The 17,086-nt window shown below is 71.1% G+C and carries 17 protein-coding genes; 12 read left to right on the top strand and 5 right to left on the bottom strand.

What is annotated here, in order from left to right; translation table 11 throughout:
* Positions 1–59 precede the first annotated feature (59 nt).
* On the top strand, positions 60–716 hold the full coding sequence (locus OHT51_RS12900) for a trimeric intracellular cation channel family protein (protein ID WP_328879060.1): 657 nt from the start codon (positions 60–62) through the stop codon (positions 714–716).
* On the opposite strand, the gene OHT51_RS12895 is transcribed toward OHT51_RS12900, so the two are convergent.
* Positions 625–1,863, bottom strand: a complete 1,239-nt coding sequence (locus tag OHT51_RS12895; RefSeq protein ID WP_328879059.1) for an alpha/beta hydrolase — start codon at positions 1,861–1,863, stop codon at positions 625–627. The genes OHT51_RS12900 and OHT51_RS12895 overlap by 92 nt on opposite strands.
* A 190-nt stretch (positions 1,864–2,053) precedes the next feature.
* On the opposite strand from OHT51_RS12895, the gene OHT51_RS12890 reads away from it, so the two are divergent.
* Together OHT51_RS12890 and OHT51_RS12885 are read left to right on the top strand one after the other, a co-directional pair.
* The gene (locus OHT51_RS12890) at positions 2,054–2,917 is read left to right on the top strand and encodes a thioesterase family protein (RefSeq protein WP_328879058.1); all 864 of its coding nucleotides are present in this window, start codon (positions 2,054–2,056) and stop codon (positions 2,915–2,917) included.
* Between the two features lie 237 nt (positions 2,918–3,154).
* Positions 3,155–3,568, top strand: a complete 414-nt coding sequence (locus OHT51_RS12885) for a hypothetical protein (RefSeq protein ID WP_328879057.1) — start codon at positions 3,155–3,157, stop codon at positions 3,566–3,568.
* Positions 3,569–3,682: 114 nt separating this feature from the next.
* Here the strand turns inward: OHT51_RS12885 and OHT51_RS12880 are convergent, their stop codons facing one another.
* Positions 3,683–4,309 carry a TetR family transcriptional regulator gene (locus OHT51_RS12880; RefSeq protein ID WP_328879056.1) on the bottom strand — a complete coding sequence of 209 codons (627 nt, stop codon included), beginning with the start codon at positions 4,307–4,309 and terminating at the stop codon, positions 3,683–3,685.
* A 148-nt stretch (positions 4,310–4,457) separates the two neighbouring features.
* Here OHT51_RS12880 and OHT51_RS12875 point away from each other — a divergent pair, with 148 nt between their 5' ends.
* The 3 genes from OHT51_RS12875 to OHT51_RS12865 all read left to right on the top strand — a co-directional run bounded on the left by OHT51_RS12875 (position 4,458) and on the right by OHT51_RS12865 (position 6,828).
* Positions 4,458–4,610, top strand: coding sequence for a hypothetical protein (locus OHT51_RS12875; protein ID WP_328879055.1), 153 nt, complete (start codon positions 4,458–4,460; stop codon positions 4,608–4,610).
* A 57-nt stretch (positions 4,611–4,667) separates the two neighbouring features.
* Positions 4,668–4,940 (top strand): DUF4190 domain-containing protein, encoded by a 273-nt coding sequence (locus tag OHT51_RS12870; protein ID WP_328879054.1) that lies wholly within the window; start codon positions 4,668–4,670, stop codon positions 4,938–4,940.
* 712 nt (positions 4,941–5,652) lie between these two features.
* A complete protein-coding gene (locus OHT51_RS12865) occupies positions 5,653–6,828 on the top strand; it encodes a cysteine desulfurase family protein (RefSeq protein ID WP_328879053.1) in 1,176 nt (391 codons plus the stop codon).
* A gap of 37 nt (positions 6,829–6,865) precedes the next feature.
* Here the strand turns inward: OHT51_RS12865 and OHT51_RS12860 are convergent, their stop codons facing one another.
* Positions 6,866–7,537, bottom strand: coding sequence for an N-acetylmuramoyl-L-alanine amidase (locus tag OHT51_RS12860; RefSeq protein ID WP_328879052.1), 672 nt, complete (start codon positions 7,535–7,537; stop codon positions 6,866–6,868).
* Positions 7,538–7,597: 60 nt separating this feature from the next.
* Between OHT51_RS12860 and mnmA the strand changes: the two genes are divergently transcribed.
* Positions 7,598–8,728 (top strand): tRNA 2-thiouridine(34) synthase MnmA, encoded by a 1,131-nt coding sequence (mnmA, locus tag OHT51_RS12855; RefSeq protein WP_328879051.1) that lies wholly within the window; start codon positions 7,598–7,600, stop codon positions 8,726–8,728.
* A gap of 60 nt (positions 8,729–8,788) precedes the next feature.
* Here mnmA and OHT51_RS12850 read toward each other — a convergent pair whose 3' ends face one another.
* Together OHT51_RS12850 and OHT51_RS12845 are read right to left on the bottom strand one after the other, a co-directional pair.
* Positions 8,789–9,568: an alpha/beta fold hydrolase gene (locus tag OHT51_RS12850; RefSeq protein WP_328879050.1), complete on the bottom strand. Its 780-nt coding sequence runs from the start codon at positions 9,566–9,568 to the stop codon at positions 8,789–8,791.
* Between the two features lie 37 nt (positions 9,569–9,605).
* Complete coding sequence (locus OHT51_RS12845) at positions 9,606–9,929, bottom strand: DUF427 domain-containing protein (RefSeq protein ID WP_328879049.1); 324 nt, start codon at positions 9,927–9,929, stop codon at positions 9,606–9,608.
* Between the two features lie 50 nt (positions 9,930–9,979).
* On the opposite strand from OHT51_RS12845, the gene OHT51_RS12840 reads away from it, so the two are divergent.
* The 5 genes from OHT51_RS12840 to OHT51_RS12820 all read left to right on the top strand — a co-directional run bounded on the left by OHT51_RS12840 (position 9,980) and on the right by OHT51_RS12820 (position 17,048).
* On the top strand, positions 9,980–10,519 hold the full coding sequence (locus OHT51_RS12840; protein WP_328879048.1) for a TIGR00730 family Rossman fold protein: 540 nt from the start codon (positions 9,980–9,982) through the stop codon (positions 10,517–10,519).
* A gap of 18 nt (positions 10,520–10,537) precedes the next feature.
* Positions 10,538–11,236 (top strand): SDR family oxidoreductase, encoded by a 699-nt coding sequence (locus OHT51_RS12835; RefSeq protein ID WP_328879047.1) that lies wholly within the window; start codon positions 10,538–10,540, stop codon positions 11,234–11,236.
* A 74-nt stretch (positions 11,237–11,310) separates the two neighbouring features.
* Positions 11,311–12,321, top strand: coding sequence for a methionine synthase (locus OHT51_RS12830; RefSeq protein WP_328879046.1), 1,011 nt, complete (start codon positions 11,311–11,313; stop codon positions 12,319–12,321).
* Positions 12,322–12,336: 15 nt separating this feature from the next.
* Positions 12,337–14,529 (top strand): NAD-dependent DNA ligase LigA, encoded by a 2,193-nt coding sequence (gene ligA, locus OHT51_RS12825; protein ID WP_328879045.1) that lies wholly within the window; start codon positions 12,337–12,339, stop codon positions 14,527–14,529.
* Positions 14,530–14,801: 272 nt separating this feature from the next.
* The gene (locus OHT51_RS12820; protein WP_328879044.1) at positions 14,802–17,048 is read left to right on the top strand and encodes a putative bifunctional diguanylate cyclase/phosphodiesterase; all 2,247 of its coding nucleotides are present in this window, start codon (positions 14,802–14,804) and stop codon (positions 17,046–17,048) included.
* The last annotated feature ends 38 nt before the right edge of the window (positions 17,049–17,086 follow it).

The following is a 17,086-nucleotide window of genomic DNA, read 5'->3' as shown; positions in this document are numbered from 1 at the left end:
GCCCTGGCCCCCGCCTTCCTTTGCAAGGCGGGGGCCTCGCGCTGAGCGAGAATGTGCGGGTGCTCCAGCAACTGTTCAGCCCGTCCGTCCAGCACACGCTCGACCTGATCGGCATCTTCGTCTTCGCGATCTCCGGCGCGCTGCTGGCCGTCCGCAAGAACTTCGACGTCTTCGGCATCGCCGTTCTCGCCGAGGTCACCGCCCTGGGCGGCGGGCTGTTCCGGGACGTGGTGATCGGGGCCGTGCCCCCGGCCGCGTTCACGGACCTGGGGTACTTCCTGACCCCGCTGCTCGCCGCGCTCCTGGTCTTCTTCCTCCACCCGCACGTGGAGCGCATCCAGACCGGTGTGAACGTCTTCGACGCCGCGGGCCTCGGCCTTTTCTGCGTCGCCGGGACGACGAAGGCGTACGACTACGGCCTCAACCTCACGGCCTCCGTCGCCCTGGGCCTCGCGACCGCCGTGGGCGGCGGTGTGCTGCGCGACGTCCTGGCGAACGAGGTGCCGTCACTGCTGCGCTGGGACCGTGACCTGTACGCGGTCCCGGCGATCGTCGGCGCCACGATGACCGTCCTGTGCATCCACTACGACGCCCTGACCCCGTTCACCAGCACGCTCGCGGCCGTCACGGCCTTCGTACTGCGTCTGCTGGCGATGCGGTTCCACTGGCGAGCTCCGCGCGCCTGGAACCGGCGGTCGACGGTGCGAGAGGACTAGTCCCCGGCGCCGTACGGGTCTGCTGCCGGGGCCCCATCACCTCGCTCAGCCAGCGGAACGCCGGAACCACCTGCGGCTTCCACAGCGCCATGGTGTGACCGCCCGCGCTGCTCGGGATGAACACCACGTTCACGGTCGTCGGCGCCTTCGCGGCCCGCTGGACGGCCATGGCCGCCTCGTAACCGTCCTTCGGCTGACCGGAGAGGTAGAGCGCCACGCGCGGCGGGACAGTGGACTTCTTGAGGAGGACGTACGGGTTGTTCGCGGCCCGCAGTGCCGGGGATTTGGCGGCGAGCGACTGGCGTACGGCGACGGGGTCGTTGTAGCCGGACAGGCTGACCGCGGCCCGGAAGCGGTCGGGGTGGGCGACGGCGAGCTTGGCCGCGCAGTGCCCACCCGCCGAGTACCCGGCGACCGCCCAGCCGTCCGGCGCGGCCTGTGCGCGGAAGTTGTCCATGACCATCCTCGGCACGTCGACGCTGAGCCAGCTGTCGGCGTTCACCTTGCCCGGGATGTTCGCGCAGCCGGTGTCCACGCCGGGCAGCAGCGAGGTGCGCGGCGAGACGATGATGAACGGCTCGACCTGCCCGCTGCGCATCAGTGGCGCCAGCTGCTGGGGCGCGTCCATCGTGCCGTACCAGGCCTTCGACGAGCCCGGAAAGCCCGGCAGCACCTCGACGACCGGGAACCGGTGATTGCGGTAGGCGGGCTCGTGGTACTGCGGCGGCAGCCAGACGTTGACCTCGGCGTGCACTCCGGAGACCCGGCCCTTGAGCTGCGTGACGAGCACCCCGCCCTCGGCGCGCATGCCCGGACCCTTGGCCGGCTTGAAGGTCTGCCGCACCTTGGGCAGCTTCTCCAGCGCGATCCCGCCGGTGCCGCTCGCCCCGAGATCGGCGGCTTCGTGCACATGGTCGCTGGTGCCGAGCAGATCGCCCCAACTGTCGTACAGCTGGTTGGAGTTGTTGACCATGGTGAAGACCAGGGCGACCGCCGTGGCCTGGGCGAACAGCAGCATCAGCACCCGGGAGGCGCCCCGTACGACCTTGGGCCCGCGCACCCGCGCCCAGAGGACCAGCGGCAGCGCGACGGCGACGACGCACAGCGCGATCAACGTGTAGAGGAACGGGGTCCCGGTGAGACTCATGTCCTCATAGAGGGGCAGAGCGGGCTTCGGGTTTCGGGCGAGCCGGGGCACTTGCTGAGAAGTTGCGCACATCTCGTTCGAAAGGCTGTGCACCCTCGCCGGAAGGGGGGTGCGCCCTCCGTGGAAGGGGGTATGTCCTTGTCGGAGGAAAAAGCTACCGCTTAGTAGTTAGCTGTTGTACCGTTCATCCATGCCAGAAGCAGCCTCTGCCCCGACGGCCCCACGGGCCACGATCGGCGACAGCGAGTTCGACCGCGACACCGCGCTGACCCTGCGCGAAGCCGGCGTCTACGACATCGACCTGTCCGCCGGCTGGACGATCATCAGCGCCGTCAACGGCGGCTACCTGCTGGCCGTCCTTGGCCGCGCCCTCGCGGACGCGCTCCCGCACGGCGACCCGTTCACGATCTCCGCGCACTACCTCACCGCGTCCCAGCCGGGCCCGGCGGTCGTCCGCACGGACGTGGTGCGCACCGGGCGAACCCTGTCGACCGGCACCGCCTCGCTCTTCCAGTACGACGAGCAGGGCCGCGAGATCGAGCGCATCCGCGTCCTCGCCTCCTACGGCGACCTCGGCTCCCTCCCCGACGACGTCCGTACGACGGCCGAGCCGCCCGCGATCCCGCCGATGGACCACTGCTTCGGCCCCGAGGACGGCCCCGCCCCCGTCGACGGCAGCTCGGCCATCGCCGACCGCCTGATGCTCAAGCTCGACCCGTCCACTCTGGGCTGGGCACTCGGGCAGCCCTCGGGCAAGGGTGAGATGCGGGCCTGGTTCGGCCTCGCGGACGGCCGCGACGCCGACCCCCTCTCCCTCCTCCTGGCCGTAGACGCGCTGCCCCCGACGGCCTTCGAGATCGGCATATCCGGCTGGGTCCCGACGGTCGAACTGACCGTCCACATCCGCTGCCGCCCGGCGCCGGGCCCCCTCCGTGTGTCCATCACCACCCGCAACCTCGCCGGCGGCTTCCTGGAGGAGGACGCCGAAGTCTGGGACAGCGCGGACCGGTTGGTGGCGCAGTCGAGGCAGCTGGCGAGGGTACGGCTCGGCTGAAGCGGCCCCGGAAGTGCAGGGCCCGTATCGCGATCGAGTTCCGCCGTGTCACGGCCCTGTACCGGCGAGTTGAGTGAGTCTCCAAGGAAATCCGCAGGTCAGCGGCGTGTGTTGAGGTGCGCTTCGCCCGGCGCACAGGTCCTCGACAGCGGGGCCTCAAGGGAGCCCTAAGCGGCGTTGGTTGAGTGCCCGCCCAGGACTTCCTCAGTTTCCTCATCCTCCTTGGAGCTGTCTCTCATGAAGCGTGCACGTCTCCTCCCCGCCGTGGCCCTGCTGGCACTCTCGCCCCTGGCCCTGGCGGCCTGCGGGTCCGGCGACTCGTCGTCGACGTCGAACAGCGGCACCTCCGGGCAGCAGCAGTCGTCGTGCCGGCAGCCGAGCGGTGTCGCGTCGGGGGCGCCCAGCGGTGCACCGTCGGGCGCCCCGACCGCCCAGCCGTCGGGTGCGCCTTCTGCGCCTTCGGGTGCGCCGAGCGAGGCGCCCAGTGGCGGCCCCGGTGGCGGGCAGGGCGGCGGCCACGGTGGCCCCGGCGGGGGTCAGGGTGGCGGTGGCTGTGGTGGTCCCGGCGGGGGTGGCCAGGGCGGCGGGGCGGCTCCCAGCGGGGCGCCGAGCGGGGCGCCGAGCGCTGGGGCGACGGCGACCAAGAGCTGACCTAGTACGCCGTACGGACGCCTTACGAGTCGTACGACAGCCGTGCGACAGCCGTACGACAGGGGCGGCACTCCCGGTGAACGGGGGTGCCGCCCCTGTGGCGTTGTGCCGTCCTCAGTCCAGCCAGTGCTCCCGGCCGATGCTGATCAACCGCATCTGGCGGGTCGCGACCTGAGCGACGCGCCGCCGCTCCTCCTCCGGTGCCTCCAGGGCGTCCAGGAACAGGGAGGCCGTCATCAGCATCTGGTCGACGTAGAGGTTGGCGAGCATGAGGAGGTCGTCGTCGTTCCAGCCTTCGGAGACCGGGTCCTTGGTGAGCGCGACCTTCACCTCCTCGGCGAAACGGGCCAGTTGGTCCTGAATCGCCTCCCGCACCGACTGCACGCCGCCGTGCCGCTCGCGGGCGATGAAGCGGACGTGGGCAGGATGGGTCTCGACGTGCCGGGAGATCAGGTCGACGGCGCGTTCTATGCGTTGGTCGCTGTCGCCGACGGAGCTGACGATCGTACGGATCATCGGGTGCAGACTGCCCAGGGCCTCCTCGACGAGGGCGACTCCGAGGTCGGCGGTGGAGCGGAAGTGCCGGTAGAAGGCGGTGGGGGCGACGCCGACGGCCCGGGTGACCTCGCGCAGGCCCAGACTGCTCAGGCTCTGCTCCTCCAGCAGTACCAACGCCGCGTCCAGGAGGGACTGGCGGGTTTTCTGCTTCTGGGCCTGCCGGATACCGAAGGTGTGACTCATACCATGCAGTTAACAACTGTTCTCTGGAATTGAAAAGCCGCGGGGCGCGCTAGACTTGGAGTCAGTGAACAACTGTTACTACAACTGTTCACCGAAACTTAACGAGAGAGATCTCCAGCGAGAGGGATCTCGAAGGGGGCTCCATCCCATGCTGTTCCTCGTCGCCGCGCTCCTGCTGCTGGGTGTGCTGCTGGGCACCGTGGCCCACGCACCGCTCGCCTTCACCGCCGTCGCCGCCGCCGTGATCGCCGTCTGGCTGGGCATCTTCGCCGCCCGCGAGCGTCACGCCCGCCGCAACTGACGCCATCGTCCGAAGCGACTTCGTCATCCGAACCGACTTCTCGGGAGCTGACACCCCATGCACCTCACCGCGCCGGCCACCACGCGCCCCGGCACCCGCACCCGCGACGCCGACGGCATGGCCGTGGCGTCCTTCATCCTCGGCCTCCTCGGCCTCCTCGTCTTCAACCTCTTCCTCGGCCCGACCGCGATCGTCCTGGCCACGGCGTCCCTGTGGCGCGGCACCAAGCGCAGGGGGCGCGCCTACCTGGGCATGGGCCTGGGCGTCGCCGACCTGCTGGTCCTGCTGGCCTTCGTGCAGGTGGACAACACCCTTTCCTGGGGCTTCTAGGAGTTCCGGAAGGCCGGCCCCGGACCCGACGGTAAGCGGCTTGGGACGAGCCGCAGCCGCGGACGGTCCACGGGACGGCTCCCACTGACTGCCGTCAGCTGAATCGCCGCTGAGTGACTGCCGTCAGCTGACCGCCGCAGCCGCTCGCCGTCGGCCTACCGGTGCCCGGTGCCCGGCGTTCGCGGTTCGCTGGTCAGGCTGTCGGGACTGGGAGACTCGTTCCCGCCGTCCGCCGTCCGCCGTCCGCCGTCCGCCGTCCGCCGTCCGCCGTCCGCCGCCCGATGCCCGCCACTTGCGCGGGAGTGGCTCGCTCGCTGCCGGGTGCACGTCGTCGCTGCCGCCTGCCGCCTGCCGCCTGCCGGCTGCCCGCCAACCGCCGCCGGCCGCCAACCGTCGCCTGCCGCCCATCGTCCGCCGAACGCCGGGGCTGACCGCCGCCCCCGCCGTCGGCCCACCGGTGTCCGGCGCCGCGGGGCAAGGTGCCGCGACTGCGGGAGTGGCTCGTGGGCTGGTTGGCGCCCGTCGTCGGCCGCCCGCACCATCAACCCCCGTGGGCAGTTGTTCCGCGAGGCGGAACGGGTGTCGCGGGCTGCAGTGCCGGGTGGGTCGCCGCCGAGGTCGACTGCAAACGCGGGCAAGGCGCAATCCAGCCACACCTCGCGGCAACCTGGGCACGAGGCCGTCCGGCGGCGCCCGTAGAATCGGGCTCATCATGGCTTACCTCGACCACGCCGCGACGACCCCGATGCTCCCGGAGGCGGCAGAGGCTTTGACCGCCCACCTGGGCGTCACCGGCAATGCCTCCTCCCTCCACGCATCCGGCCGCCGCGCGAGGCGTACCGTCGAGGAGGCCCGCGAAACCCTTGCGGAAGCGCTCGGCGCCCGCCCCAGCGAGGTCGTCCTCACCTCCGGCGGCACCGAGGCCGACAACCTCGCGGTCAAGGGTCTGTACTGGTCCCGCCGCGACGCCGACCCGGCCGGCACCCGCACCCGCATCCTGGCCAGCCCCGTCGAGCACCACGCCGTCCTCGACGCCGTCCACTGGCTCGGCGAGCACGAGGGCGCCACGGTCGAGTACCTCCCGGTCGACGCCCACGGCCGCGTCCACCCGGATGCCCTGCGCGAAGCCATCGCCCGCAACCCCCACGACGTCGCCCTGGCCACCGTGATGTGGGCCAACAACGAGATCGGCACCGTCATGCCGATCCGTGAACTGGCCGACGTTGCAAGGGAGTTCGACGTCCCCCTGCACGCCGACGCCGTCCAGGCCTTCGGTCAGGTCCCCGTCGACTTCGCCGCCTCCGGCCTCGCCGCGATGACGGTCTCCGGTCACAAGATCGGCGGCCCGTACGGCATCGGCGCCCTGATCCTCGGCCGTGACCACACCCCCGTCCCCGTCCTGCACGGCGGCGGCCAGGAACGCCACGTCCGCTCCGGCACCCTCGACGTCCCCGCCATCGCCTCCTTCGCGGTCGCCGGCCGCCTCGCCGCCGAGCAGCGCGAGTGGTTCGACCGGGAGATCGGCGCCCTGCGCGACGCCCTGGTCGAAGCGGTCCGTACGGCAGTCCCGGACGCGATCCTCGGCGGCGACCCGGCACCCGGCGGCCGGCTCCCGGCCAACGCGCACTTCACCTTCCCGGGCTGCGAAGGCGACTCCCTGCTCCTGCTGCTGGACGCCCAGGGCATCGAGTGCTCCACCGGCTCCGCCTGCACCGCGGGCGTCGCCCAGCCCAGCCACGTCCTCCTGGCCACCGGCACCGACCCCGACCTGGCCCGCGGTACCCTCCGCTTCTCCCTCGGCCACACCTCCACGGAGGCCGACGTCGAGGCGGTCGCCAAGGCGATCGGCCCGGCGGTGGAGCGGGCGCGGGCGGCAGGGCTGACGTAGACGCAAGACGTATGAGGCAGGGCGCAACCGGGTTCGGCTACGCCTCCGCCTTCGCCGTACGCGCCGCCCGTACCAGCTTCATGTACCGGTCCCAGTCCCAGTGCTCCCCGGGATCCGTGTGGTCGGTTCCCGGCACCTCCACGTGCCCGATGATGTGCTGGCGGTCGACCGGGATGTCATAGCGCGCGCATATCCGGGCCGTCAGCCGCGCCGAGGCCTCGTACATCTCGTCCGTGAGGTCCTGCGGCCGCTCCACGAAACCCTCGTGCTCGATGCCGACACTGCGCTCGTTGTAGTCGCGGTTGCCCGCGTGGTACGCCACGTCCAGCTCGCGGATCATCTGCGTGACATGGCCGTCCTTGCGGACGATGTAGTGCGCGGCCGCACCGTGTTCCGGGTCCTGGAACACCTTCACCGCGCTGGCGAAGCTGCCCTGGGTGACATGGATGATCACCATGTCTATGCCGTAGTCGTCGGGCCGGTCCGCCCGCCGCCAGTTCGCGTCCGACGCCGCCACCCACCGCGCACCGGTGTAGTCGACCTCGCCCTCCTTGCGCGGCTTCTCCACGCCCGGAACCCGCCACCACAGCCGCGCCAGCTCGTCGCGGGCCAGCACGGCCGAGCCCGCCGCCGCCACTGCCCCACCGATCAGCAACGCGCGCCGGCCGACCTTCCGGTCGCCGTCCTTCGGAGCCTTCCGCTGTCCCATGTGATCGTCAACGGATACTCGCGGGTCCTGGTTCCCACGCCCCCGTACCCTGGAAGGGTTATGACTGACACCGCGCAGCCCTCCCGCCCCCTCCGTGTCCTCGCCGCCATGTCCGGCGGGGTCGACTCAGCCGTCGCCGCGGCCCGCGCCGCCGAGGCGGGCCACGATGTGACCGGCGTCCACCTCGCGCTCTCCGCGAACCCTCAATCCTTCCGCACGGGCGCGCGGGGCTGTTGCACCATCGAGGACTCCCGCGACGCCCGCCGTGCCGCCGATGTCATCGGCATCCCGTTCTACGTGTGGGACCTCGCCGACCGCTTCCGTGAGGACGTGGTCGAGGACTTCGTCGCCGAGTACGAGGCCGGCCGCACCCCGAACCCGTGCCTGCGCTGCAACGAGAAGATCAAGTTCGCGGCCCTGCTCGACAAGGCGCTGGCCCTCGGCTTCGACGCCGTCTGCACCGGCCACTACGCGACCGTCGTGCTGAACGACGACGGCACCCGCGAGCTGCACCGGGCCTCCGACATGGCCAAGGACCAGTCGTACGTCCTCGGTGTCCTGGACGAGCAGCAGCTCGCGCACGCGATGTTCCCGCTCGGCGACACCCTGACCACGAAGGACGAGATCCGCGCGGAGGCCGAGCGCAGGGGCCTCGCGGTGGCGAAGAAGCCCGACTCGCACGACATCTGCTTCATCGCCGACGGCGACACCCAGGGCTTCCTCGCGAACCGCCTCGGCAAGGCGGAGGGCGACATCGTCGACGAGTCGGGTGCCAAGCTCGGCACCCACGAGGGCGCGTACGGCTTCACCATCGGCCAGCGCAAGGGCCTGCGCATCGGCACCCCGGCCGCCGACGGCAAGCCGCGCTATGTCCTCGACATCTCGCCGGTCAACAACACGGTGACGGTCGGCCCTGCGGACTCCCTCGACGTCAGCGCCCTCACCGCCATCAAGCCCCGCTGGTGCGGCACCGCCCCGGCCGGCCCCGGCACCTACACCGCCCAGCTCCGCGCCCACGGCGGCGAGACCGAGGTGACCGCCGAACTGGTCGACGGCACTCTGGAGGTCACCTTCACGGAGCCGGTCCGCGGAGTGGCCCCCGGCCAGGCGATCGTGCTGTACGACGGCACGCGCGTGGTGGGCTCGGCGACGATCGCGTCCACGGTGCGGGCGACGACCGCAGCCGCCTGAGGCGAGGCGCCCGGGCGGAGCCGCACTCCCGGCACACGCGCGTGCCCGCCGCCGCCCGGATCACGCCCCGAAGAACTCCGCCAGCACCGGCCCGAGAACGTCCGGCTCCACCGTGTGGGTCTGCCCCTCCAGGCTCCGGTACGTCCCCTCGGGCACGGTCTCCGCGACCGCCCGCGTCGCCTCGCGCATCCACGCGGGGCTCAAGCTGCCCGCGACGGCCAGTACCGGCACCCCGATCGAGGCCAGCCGGTCCCGGGGCACCAGACCGTCGCCCATCACGGCGTTGTCGTACGCCAGGCTGGGCGCGATGGTCTCCAGGCCGGGCCACATGGGCGACTGGCGGGCACCCTGGATCATCTGCTCGGCCATGCCCGTGAGCCGCAGGAAGAGCTCGACGGCGTCCCCGCGCCGCCCTTCCGCCAGCGCCTCGGTCAGCCGCTCGCTGTACTCCGCGCGCTCCTTCGCGCCGCCTTCGTGGACGGCGAACGGCACCTCGTACACCGCGACCTGACGCACCGGCAGCCCGCTCGCCGCCGCCTCGAGCACCAGGGCGCCGCCCGACGAAACACCGTAGAGCGCCGCCTCGCCACCCACCGCCTCGATCAGCGCGGCAAGATCCTCGACCTCGCGCTCCACCGCGTACGGCTGGGTGTCACCGCTCTCCCCGCGCCCCCGACGGTCGTAGGAGACAACCCTGAAGCGATCCGCGAGGGGCACGGCCAGCGGGGCGACAGTGCCCCCGGTGGACATCGCCCCGCTGACCAGGATCACCGCCGGCCCCTGCCCGCTGCTCTCGTATGCGATGGAGGTGCCGTCGTGCGAAATGGTGTTCTTGTCCATGCCTGTGCAGATTGCCGTACAGGGCGGACCTAATCGTCTACGACACTTCGACTTCGTAGAAGCACAGGTGGTCCTTGATCTCCGCCACGTCCGGCTTCGGGTCCGGATAGGCCCAGACGAGGTCCGCCGCGTCGGGCAGCGACCAGTAGGAGGCCGTTCCCTTGAACGGGCAGTAGGAATGTGTCTCCGAGGGCGTCAGCAGGTCCAGGCGTACGTCCTCCGGCGGGATGTAGTAGCGCACGGGACAGCCCGTCTCCCGCAGGAGGAGCGGGCGGTCGGATTCAGCCAGGATCCGGCCGCCGCGGACGACCCGCACGCGCTGCGTGCCCTGCTCGATCGTGATCGTGTGTCCTTGAGCCATATCGGAAAAGCGCTCGCGGGCCCCCGGTTCTTCCCGCGTACGGTGGCTGCATGCGTATCTGTGTCTTCCTTTCCGCCGCCGACCTCGACGACCGTTACACGCGACCCGCGCGCGAGTTCGCGAAACTGCTGGGCAAGGGCGGGCACACGCTCGTGTGGGGCGGCTCCGACGTCGGGCTGATGAAGGTGGTCGCCGACGGGGTGCAGGAGGCGGGCGGCCGGCTGGTCGGGGTCTCCGTGCAGTTCCTGGCATCCAAGGTCCGCCCGGGCGTCGACGAGATGGTGATCGCGAAGGATCTGGCCGAGCGCAAGAAGCTGCTGCTGGAGAAGGCCGACGCCGTGGTGATCATGGTCGGCGGCACCGGGACCCTGGACGAGGCGACGGAGATCCTGGAGCTGAAGAAGCACGGCCACACGGACAAGCCGGTCGTGCTGCTCAACACCGCGGGCTTCTACGACGGCCTGAAGGAGCAGTTCCGTCGCATGGACGACGAGGGCTTCCTGCCCCGCCCCCTGACCGACCTGGTGTTCTTCGCGGAGGAGCCGGTGGGGGCGCTGGCGTACCTGGAGGAGAGCCAGGGAGTGGAGTGACCGGCCACTGATGCGAGCATGGCGGGCATGGCTACTCATGTGATCACCGGAGCGGGCTCCGGCATCGGCGCGGCCGTCGCCCGCCGTCTGCACGCGCGCGGGGACGATCTCGTCCTCCACGCGCGCGACGCGGGCCGCGCGAAGGAGCTGGCGGCCCAGTTTCCCGGCGCGAGGACGCTGGTCGGCGACCTGGCGGACCCGGACAAGCTGTCCTGGGCCTTCTCCCACCAGTCACTCCCGGGGCGGGTGGACTCCCTGCTCCACATCGCCGGGGTCGTGGACCTCGGCCCGGTAGGCGACCTGACCCCGAAGTCCTGGCGTCACCAGCTGAACGTCAACCTGATCGCCCCGGCGGAACTGACCCGCCACTTCCTTCCCCAACTCCGCGCAGACCGCGGTCACGTGATCTTCGTGAACTCGGGCGCGGGCCTGCGAGCGAGCGCCGAGTGGTCTGCGTACGCCGCGTCCAAGCACGGCCTGAAGGCCCTCGCCGACTCCCTGCGCAACGAGGAGCACGACAACGGCGTCCGGGTCACGTCCGTCTACCCGGGCCGCACCGCCAGCCCGATGCAGGCGAAGGTCCACCAGCAGGAGGGCAAGGAGTACGACGAGTCGCAGTGGATCGACCCCGAGTCGGTCGCCACGACGATCCTGATGGCCCTGGACCTCCCGAGGGACGCCGAGATCAACGACCTGACGGTACGACCGGGAAACTGACGGCAGATCCCGGGTGTTTCAGCCCGTCCTCCAGGACGGGTCCCCACCCCCGGAGGGTTACGTAGGCTTCGGGGGTGAGTAACAACACCACCCAGTTCAGCTTCGGCGGAGCCACCGGCATCGGCTCCATGCCCGGCGGCGACGCCCGTGAGGCCGCCAGGACCGTCACCGGTTCCTTCGAGGACTTCCCGTTCCTCGCCGAGCTGCCCGCCCGCGGCCCCGGCGCGGACATGATCGGGCGGACGGCGGGGATGCTCGTCGAGCTGTACGCGCGCGTGGAGCCCAGCGGATGGCGGATCGGGGACCGGCCGGGCCGGGACACCAGGCGGGCGAGGTCGTGGCTCGGGGAGGACCTCGACGCGCTGGAGGAGTTCACTCAGGGATACGAGGGGTTGCTGAAGGTCCAGGCCGTCGGGCCCTGGACCCTGGCCGCCGCGCTGGAGCTGAAGAACGGCGAGGTCGTTCTCTCCGACGCCGGCGCCTGCCGCGACCTCGCCGCCTCGCTCGCCGAGGGGCTGCGGCAGCACCTGGAGGAGGTCCGGCGCCGCGTACCCGGAGGCCGGGTGGTCCTCCAGCTCGACGAACCCTCGCTCGTCGCCGTACTGCGCGGACAGGTGAAGTCCGCCAGCGGCTACCGGACCCATCGCGCCGTGGACCGGCAGATCATCGAGGCCACCCTGCGCGACGTCGTCGGGGTTCACGGCGACGGCCCCGTCGTGGTCCACTCATGCGCGCCGGACGTCCCCTTCGCCCTGCTGCGCCGGGCGGGCGCGGTGGCGGTCTCCTTCGACTTCTCACTCCTCACCGAGCGTGACGACGACGTGATCGGCGAGGCCGTGGAAGGGGGCACGCGGCTCTTCGCAGGTGTCGTCCCGGGCACGGACGGCCCATTGTCAGACCCTGCCGGTAGCGTCATGGGTGTCAGGACGTTGTGGCGCAGGCTGGGGCTGTCACCGGGGCTTCTCGCGGAGGCGGTCACCCTTACGCCGTCGTGCGGACTCGCGGGGGCCTCCCCGGAGTACGCACGCAAGGCACTCGCGCACTGCGCCCGGGCGGCGAGATCCCTCGCGGACAACCCAGAGTAACGGGAGGACAATACGGTGGCCGGCGACAAGCAAGCGGAGACGACGGTGCCCGCACAGGCACGGGAGAAGCACGCGAAGCTCGCTGAGCAGATCGAGGAGCACCGCTTCCGGTACTACGTGAAGGACGCTCCGGTCATCAGCGACGCGGAGTTCGACGAGCTCCTGCGCTCGCTCGAAGCGCTGGAGGACGAGTATCCGGAGCTGCGCACACCGGACTCGCCGACCCAGAAGGTCGCCGTCGAGTACGAGACGGATCTCGCCGAGGTGGAGCACCGCGAGCGCATGCTCTCCCTGGACAACGTCTTCGACGACGCGGGCCTCGCCGCCTGGGCGGAGCGAGTGGCCAAGGACGTCGGCGGTCCCGACTACCACCTGCTGTGCGAGCTCAAGGTCGACGGTCTCGCGGTGAACCTGACGTACGAGGACGGCCGGCTCACCCGGGCCGCCACCCGGGGCACCGGCCGGATCGGCGAGGACATCACGCCGAATGTCATGACGATCGCGGAGATCCCGCATCGGCTGACGGGCGATCGTGTGCCGCGGCTCGTCGAGATCCGAGGCGAGGTCTACTTCCCGATGGATGCCTTTGCGGACCTCAACGCACGGCGTGTGGCGGCGGGGGAGAAGCCGTACGCCAACCCGCGCAACTCCGCCTCCGGTTCGCTGCGGCAGAAGGACCCGAAGGTCACGGCGACGCTTCCGCTGCACATGGTGGTCCACGGCATCGGCGCCCTGGAGGGGTACGAGGGCATGGGCCGCCTCTCCGAGGCCTATGACCTGCTCAAGAGCTGGGGCCTGCCCACCTCCACGCACGCCCGGGTGGTCGACGGCCTCGACGGCGTCCGGGAGTTCATCGCGTACTACGGCGAGAACCGCCACTCCGTGGAGCACGAGATCGACGGCGTCGTCGTCAAGCTCGACGAGATCCCGCTCCAGGGCCGCCTCGGTTCGACCTCGCGCGCGCCGCGGTGGGCGATCGCGTACAAGTACGCGCCGGAGGAGGTCAACACCAAGCTCCTCAACATCCGTGTGGGCGTCGGCCGTACGGGCCGGGTCACGCCGTACGCCCAGGTCGAGCCGGTCACGGTCGCGGGCTCGGAGGTCGAGTTCGCCACCCTGCACAACCAGGACGTCGTCAAGGCGAAGGGCGTCCTCATCGGCGACACGGTGGTGCTGCGCAAGGCCGGTGACGTGATCCCGGAGATCCTCGGGCCCGTGGTGGACCTGCGTGACGGCAGCGAGCGCGAGTTCGTGATGCCCGCCGAGTGCCCGGAGTGCGGCACCGCGCTCAGGCCCATGAAGGAGGCCGACGTCGACCTGCGGTGCCCGAACGCCCGCAGCTGCCCGGCCCAGTTGCGTGAGCGGCTGTTCTATCTCGCGGGCCGCAAGGCGCTGGACATCGAGCACTTCGGCTATGTGGCCGCCGCCGCGCTCACCAAGCCGCTGGAGCCGTCCGAGCCGCCGCTGCTGGACGAGGGCGACCTCTTCGACCTGACCGTGGAGCAGCTGCTGCCCATCAAGGCGTACGTCCTCGACCAGGACAGCGGCCTGCCCAAGCGCGACCCGAAGACCGGCGAGGAGAAGATCGTCACGATCTTCGCCAACCAGCAGGGCGAGCCCAAGAAGAACGCGGTCGCGATGCTGGAGAACATCGCCGCCGCGAAGGCGCGTCCGCTCGCCCGCATCCTCACCGGCCTGTCGATCCGCCACGTCGGACCGGTCGCCGCCGAGGCGCTGGCCCGCGAGTTCCGCTCCATCGACCGCATCGAGCAGGCCGGCGAGGAGGAGTTGGCGAACACCGACGGGGTCGGCCCGATCATCGCCGCCTCGCTGAAGGAGTGGTTCGCCGAGGAGTGGCACCAGGAGATCCTGCGCAAGTGGAAGGCGGCCGGTGTCCGCACGGAGGAGGAGGGCTCCGGGGAGGACGAGGGACCGCGTCCGCTGGAAGGGCTTACCGTCGTCGTCACCGGCACGCTGGAGCACTTCACACGCGATGGCGCCAAGGAGGCGCTGCAAACTCGCGGAGCGAAAGTGACCGGTTCCGTTTCGAAGAAGACATCTTTTGTTGTCGTAGGTGACAATCCTGGGTCCAAGTACGACAAGGCAATGCAGCTCAAGGTGCCTGTTCTGAACGAGGACGGCTTCAATGTCCTGCTGGACCAGGGGCCCGACGCGGCGGCCGAAGTTGCGCTCCCCGCAGAGGAGTAGCGGTTGAAGGCCCCCCGATCGGCGCATATCAGATGCATACGGGTGGCTGGGGCGCATTCGGGCAACCGTCGACGACCGCTGCCCGTGGAAGCCTTCTGCGGCCTACTGTTGAGGTGTGCGCCTGCCGTGCCCAGCTGCGGTCGGGGCATCCCCTTGGCTCTGCAGAGCTTTGAAGGGCGAGGGGAAGGGTTTTCCGACGCGGTGCCGTTGAAGGTTGTTGTCGGGCATCGGGCCGCGTGGCGTGGGCACCGCCGGCTGTGAGAGGGACGGGAATGGAACCGACCGAGAGTGCCGCCCCCGACTCACGGCTGCGCCGGATCGCCGGCGCGTGGCGAGGGTGGGCGGCACGGACCGCGGAGCGTTCGCGGACGGAAAGTGGTGCGGAAAATGGTGCGGGGAGCACCGCCGGGCGAAAGGTCATGACGGAGGGCCGCACCGCCGCGCCGTTCGGCGCCGAGCACGCCGACGGGCTGTCCGGCTCCGATCACGAACGGCACCTGTCCTGGCCCACGCTGCCCGCGGCGGTCGTCGCGGCGGCCGGGTTCGTTCTCGGCGCCGGTTTCTACCGGGCGTTCTCCGGCGACCACGCCCTCTTCCCGTCCGGCACCGTCGGCTGGTCCCTGGCCGTGCTGACCGGCATCATCGTCGGCCATCTTGTCGCCCTCGGCCGCGCCCGCTGGTGGGGCGGCACCGGATCCGGCGCCGCCCTCACCCTCGCCGTGCTGATGCTGTACGGCTGGGTCCCGGCCGGCATGGTCAGCCTCACCGTCGTCGTCCTGGTGGGCATCGCCCGGCGGGGGCGCTGGCTGCAGGGCGTGCTGCACGGCGCGGTGGACATCCTCGGTATCGCCGCCGGAGCCCTCGTGCTGGCGGCGTTCGGCCGGGTACCGACCGTCGAGAACCCCTGGGACCCCGACACCTGGACGCTCTACACGGCCCCCGGCGTGGTGCTCGTCGCCGCCGCCTATCTCGCGGTCACGCGTGTGCTGCTCTGGTACCTGCACGCCCCGCGCGGCGGCCTGCCCACCGTCGCCCGCACCGCCCTGGTCAGACAGGGGCTGGTCGCGGTCGCGCTGCTCGGCATCGCCCCGCTCGTGTGTGTGGTCGCCACCGCCAAGCCCCTGCTGCTGCCGCTGTTCTCCATCCCGCTCGTCGCCCTCGACTCCACTCTGTGGATCGCCCGGGCGCGGGCGGAGGAGCAACTGCGCGACCCGCTGACCGGGTTGCCCAACCGGCAGTGGCTGCTGGAGCGCATCTGGACCGCGCTCGACGACGCCGAGCGCATCGGCGCCCGGTCGGCCCTGATGCTGATCGACCTCGACCGTTTCCGATCGGTCAACGACACGCTCGGTCATCTCGCTGGTGACCGGTTGCTGTTGCAGATAGCCGACCGGCTGCGTCTCGCCCTGCCGCGCGGAGCGGAGGCCGCGCGGCTCGGCGGTGACGAGTTCGCCGTCTTACTGCCGGTCGCCGACTCCACGACGTCCGCGACCCGGGTGGCCCGCAGCCTTGTCGCCGCCCTCAGCTCCCCGCTCGACCTCGACGGCCTCACCCTGGTCCTGGAGGCCAGCGCCGGTGTCGCCGTCTTCCCCGACCACGCGCTCGACGCCGAGGGGCTGCTGCGGCGCGCGGACGTGGCGATGTACCAGGCGAAGCGGGACCGTACGGGCGTGGAGGTCTACGAGTCGAAGCGGGACTCCAACACGCCGGACCGGCTGGGCCTGCTGGGAGATCTGCGCCGGGCGCTCGACGCGCGCGAGGTCGAGCTGCACTACCAGCCGAAGGTCCGCTTCGACGGACAGGTCGCCGGCCTCGAGGCCCTGGTCCGCTGGGTGCATCCCGAACGCGGGAAGGTGCCGCCGGACGAGTTCATAGCGATCGCCGAGTCGTCCGGGCTGATGCCGCACCTGACGGAGTACGTGCTGGAGACGGCGCTCGCACAGGTGGCCCGGTGGCGGGCGCAGGGGCTGTTCGTGCCCGTCGCCGTGAACGTCTCCCCGCGTGACGTCCACACCCCCGGATTCGCCGGCTCCGTCGCCGCGCGGCTGGCCCGGCACGGTGTCCCGGCGGGAGCGCTCCAACTGGAGATAACGGAACACGTCCTGCTTGAGGACCCGCAGCGCGCCGCGGACACGCTCGCCGCGCTGACCGGGCACGGCGTGAAGATGTCCCTGGACGACTTCGGCACGGGGTACTCGTCCCTCGTGCACCTCAGACGGCTGCCCGTGAGCGAGCTGAAGATCGACCGCTCGTTCGTGGCCCGGCTCGCGGTGGACAACGAGGACGCGGAGATCGTGCGCTGCACCGTGGACCTCGCGCACTCGCTGGGCCTGCTCGTGGTCGCCGAGGGCGTCGAGGACGACGAGACCTGGGAACGTCTGCGGGATTTGGGCTGCGACGCCGTACAGGGATGGCTGGTCGCCGCGGCGATGCCGCCCGAGGAGACGACGGCGTGGCTGCGGGCGCGGGGGCCGCGCGGGTGGCAGCGGCCGCGTGCGGCGCTGCCGGCCGCCGAATGAAGGCCCTGCGTGCGGGTCGCCTGAAGAAGGGCCGTTCC

Source organism: Streptomyces sp. NBC_00299, from assembly GCF_036173045.1.
GTDB classification, from domain to species: Bacteria; Actinomycetota; Actinomycetes; order Streptomycetales; family Streptomycetaceae; genus Streptomyces; species Streptomyces machairae.
The sequence above is the reverse complement of the archived record's forward strand: the minus strand, read 5'-3'. Positions and strand labels throughout refer to the sequence as shown.

Bases quoted from the DNA above. Each gene is read 5' to 3' on its own strand.
- OHT51_RS12860 (WP_328879052.1), bottom strand. From the start codon at position 7,537: ATGGGACAGCGGAAGGCTCCGAAGGACGGCGACCGGAAGGTCGGCCGG.
- OHT51_RS12840 (WP_328879048.1), top strand. From the start codon at position 9,980: ATGCGTATCTGTGTCTTCCTTTCCGCCGCCGACCTCGACGACCGTTAC.
- OHT51_RS12835 (WP_328879047.1), top strand. From the start codon at position 10,538: ATGGCGGGCATGGCTACTCATGTGATCACCGGAGCGGGCTCCGGCATC.
- OHT51_RS12890 (WP_328879058.1), top strand. From the start codon at position 2,054: ATGCCAGAAGCAGCCTCTGCCCCGACGGCCCCACGGGCCACGATCGGC.
- OHT51_RS12865 (WP_328879053.1), top strand. From the start codon at position 5,653: ATGGCTTACCTCGACCACGCCGCGACGACCCCGATGCTCCCGGAGGCG.
- OHT51_RS12870 (WP_328879054.1), top strand. From the start codon at position 4,668: ATGCACCTCACCGCGCCGGCCACCACGCGCCCCGGCACCCGCACCCGC.
- OHT51_RS12895 (WP_328879059.1), bottom strand. From the start codon at position 1,863: ATGAGTCTCACCGGGACCCCGTTCCTCTACACGTTGATCGCGCTGTGC.
- OHT51_RS12880 (WP_328879056.1), bottom strand. From the start codon at position 4,309: ATGAGTCACACCTTCGGTATCCGGCAGGCCCAGAAGCAGAAAACCCGC.
- OHT51_RS12845 (WP_328879049.1), bottom strand. From the start codon at position 9,929: ATGGCTCAAGGACACACGATCACGATCGAGCAGGGCACGCAGCGCGTG.
- OHT51_RS12820 (WP_328879044.1), top strand. From the start codon at position 14,802: ATGGAACCGACCGAGAGTGCCGCCCCCGACTCACGGCTGCGCCGGATC.
- OHT51_RS12875 (WP_328879055.1), top strand. From the start codon at position 4,458: ATGCTGTTCCTCGTCGCCGCGCTCCTGCTGCTGGGTGTGCTGCTGGGC.
- OHT51_RS12850 (WP_328879050.1), bottom strand. From the start codon at position 9,568: ATGGACAAGAACACCATTTCGCACGACGGCACCTCCATCGCATACGAG.
- OHT51_RS12885 (WP_328879057.1), top strand. From the start codon at position 3,155: ATGAAGCGTGCACGTCTCCTCCCCGCCGTGGCCCTGCTGGCACTCTCG.
- mnmA (WP_328879051.1), top strand. From the start codon at position 7,598: ATGACTGACACCGCGCAGCCCTCCCGCCCCCTCCGTGTCCTCGCCGCC.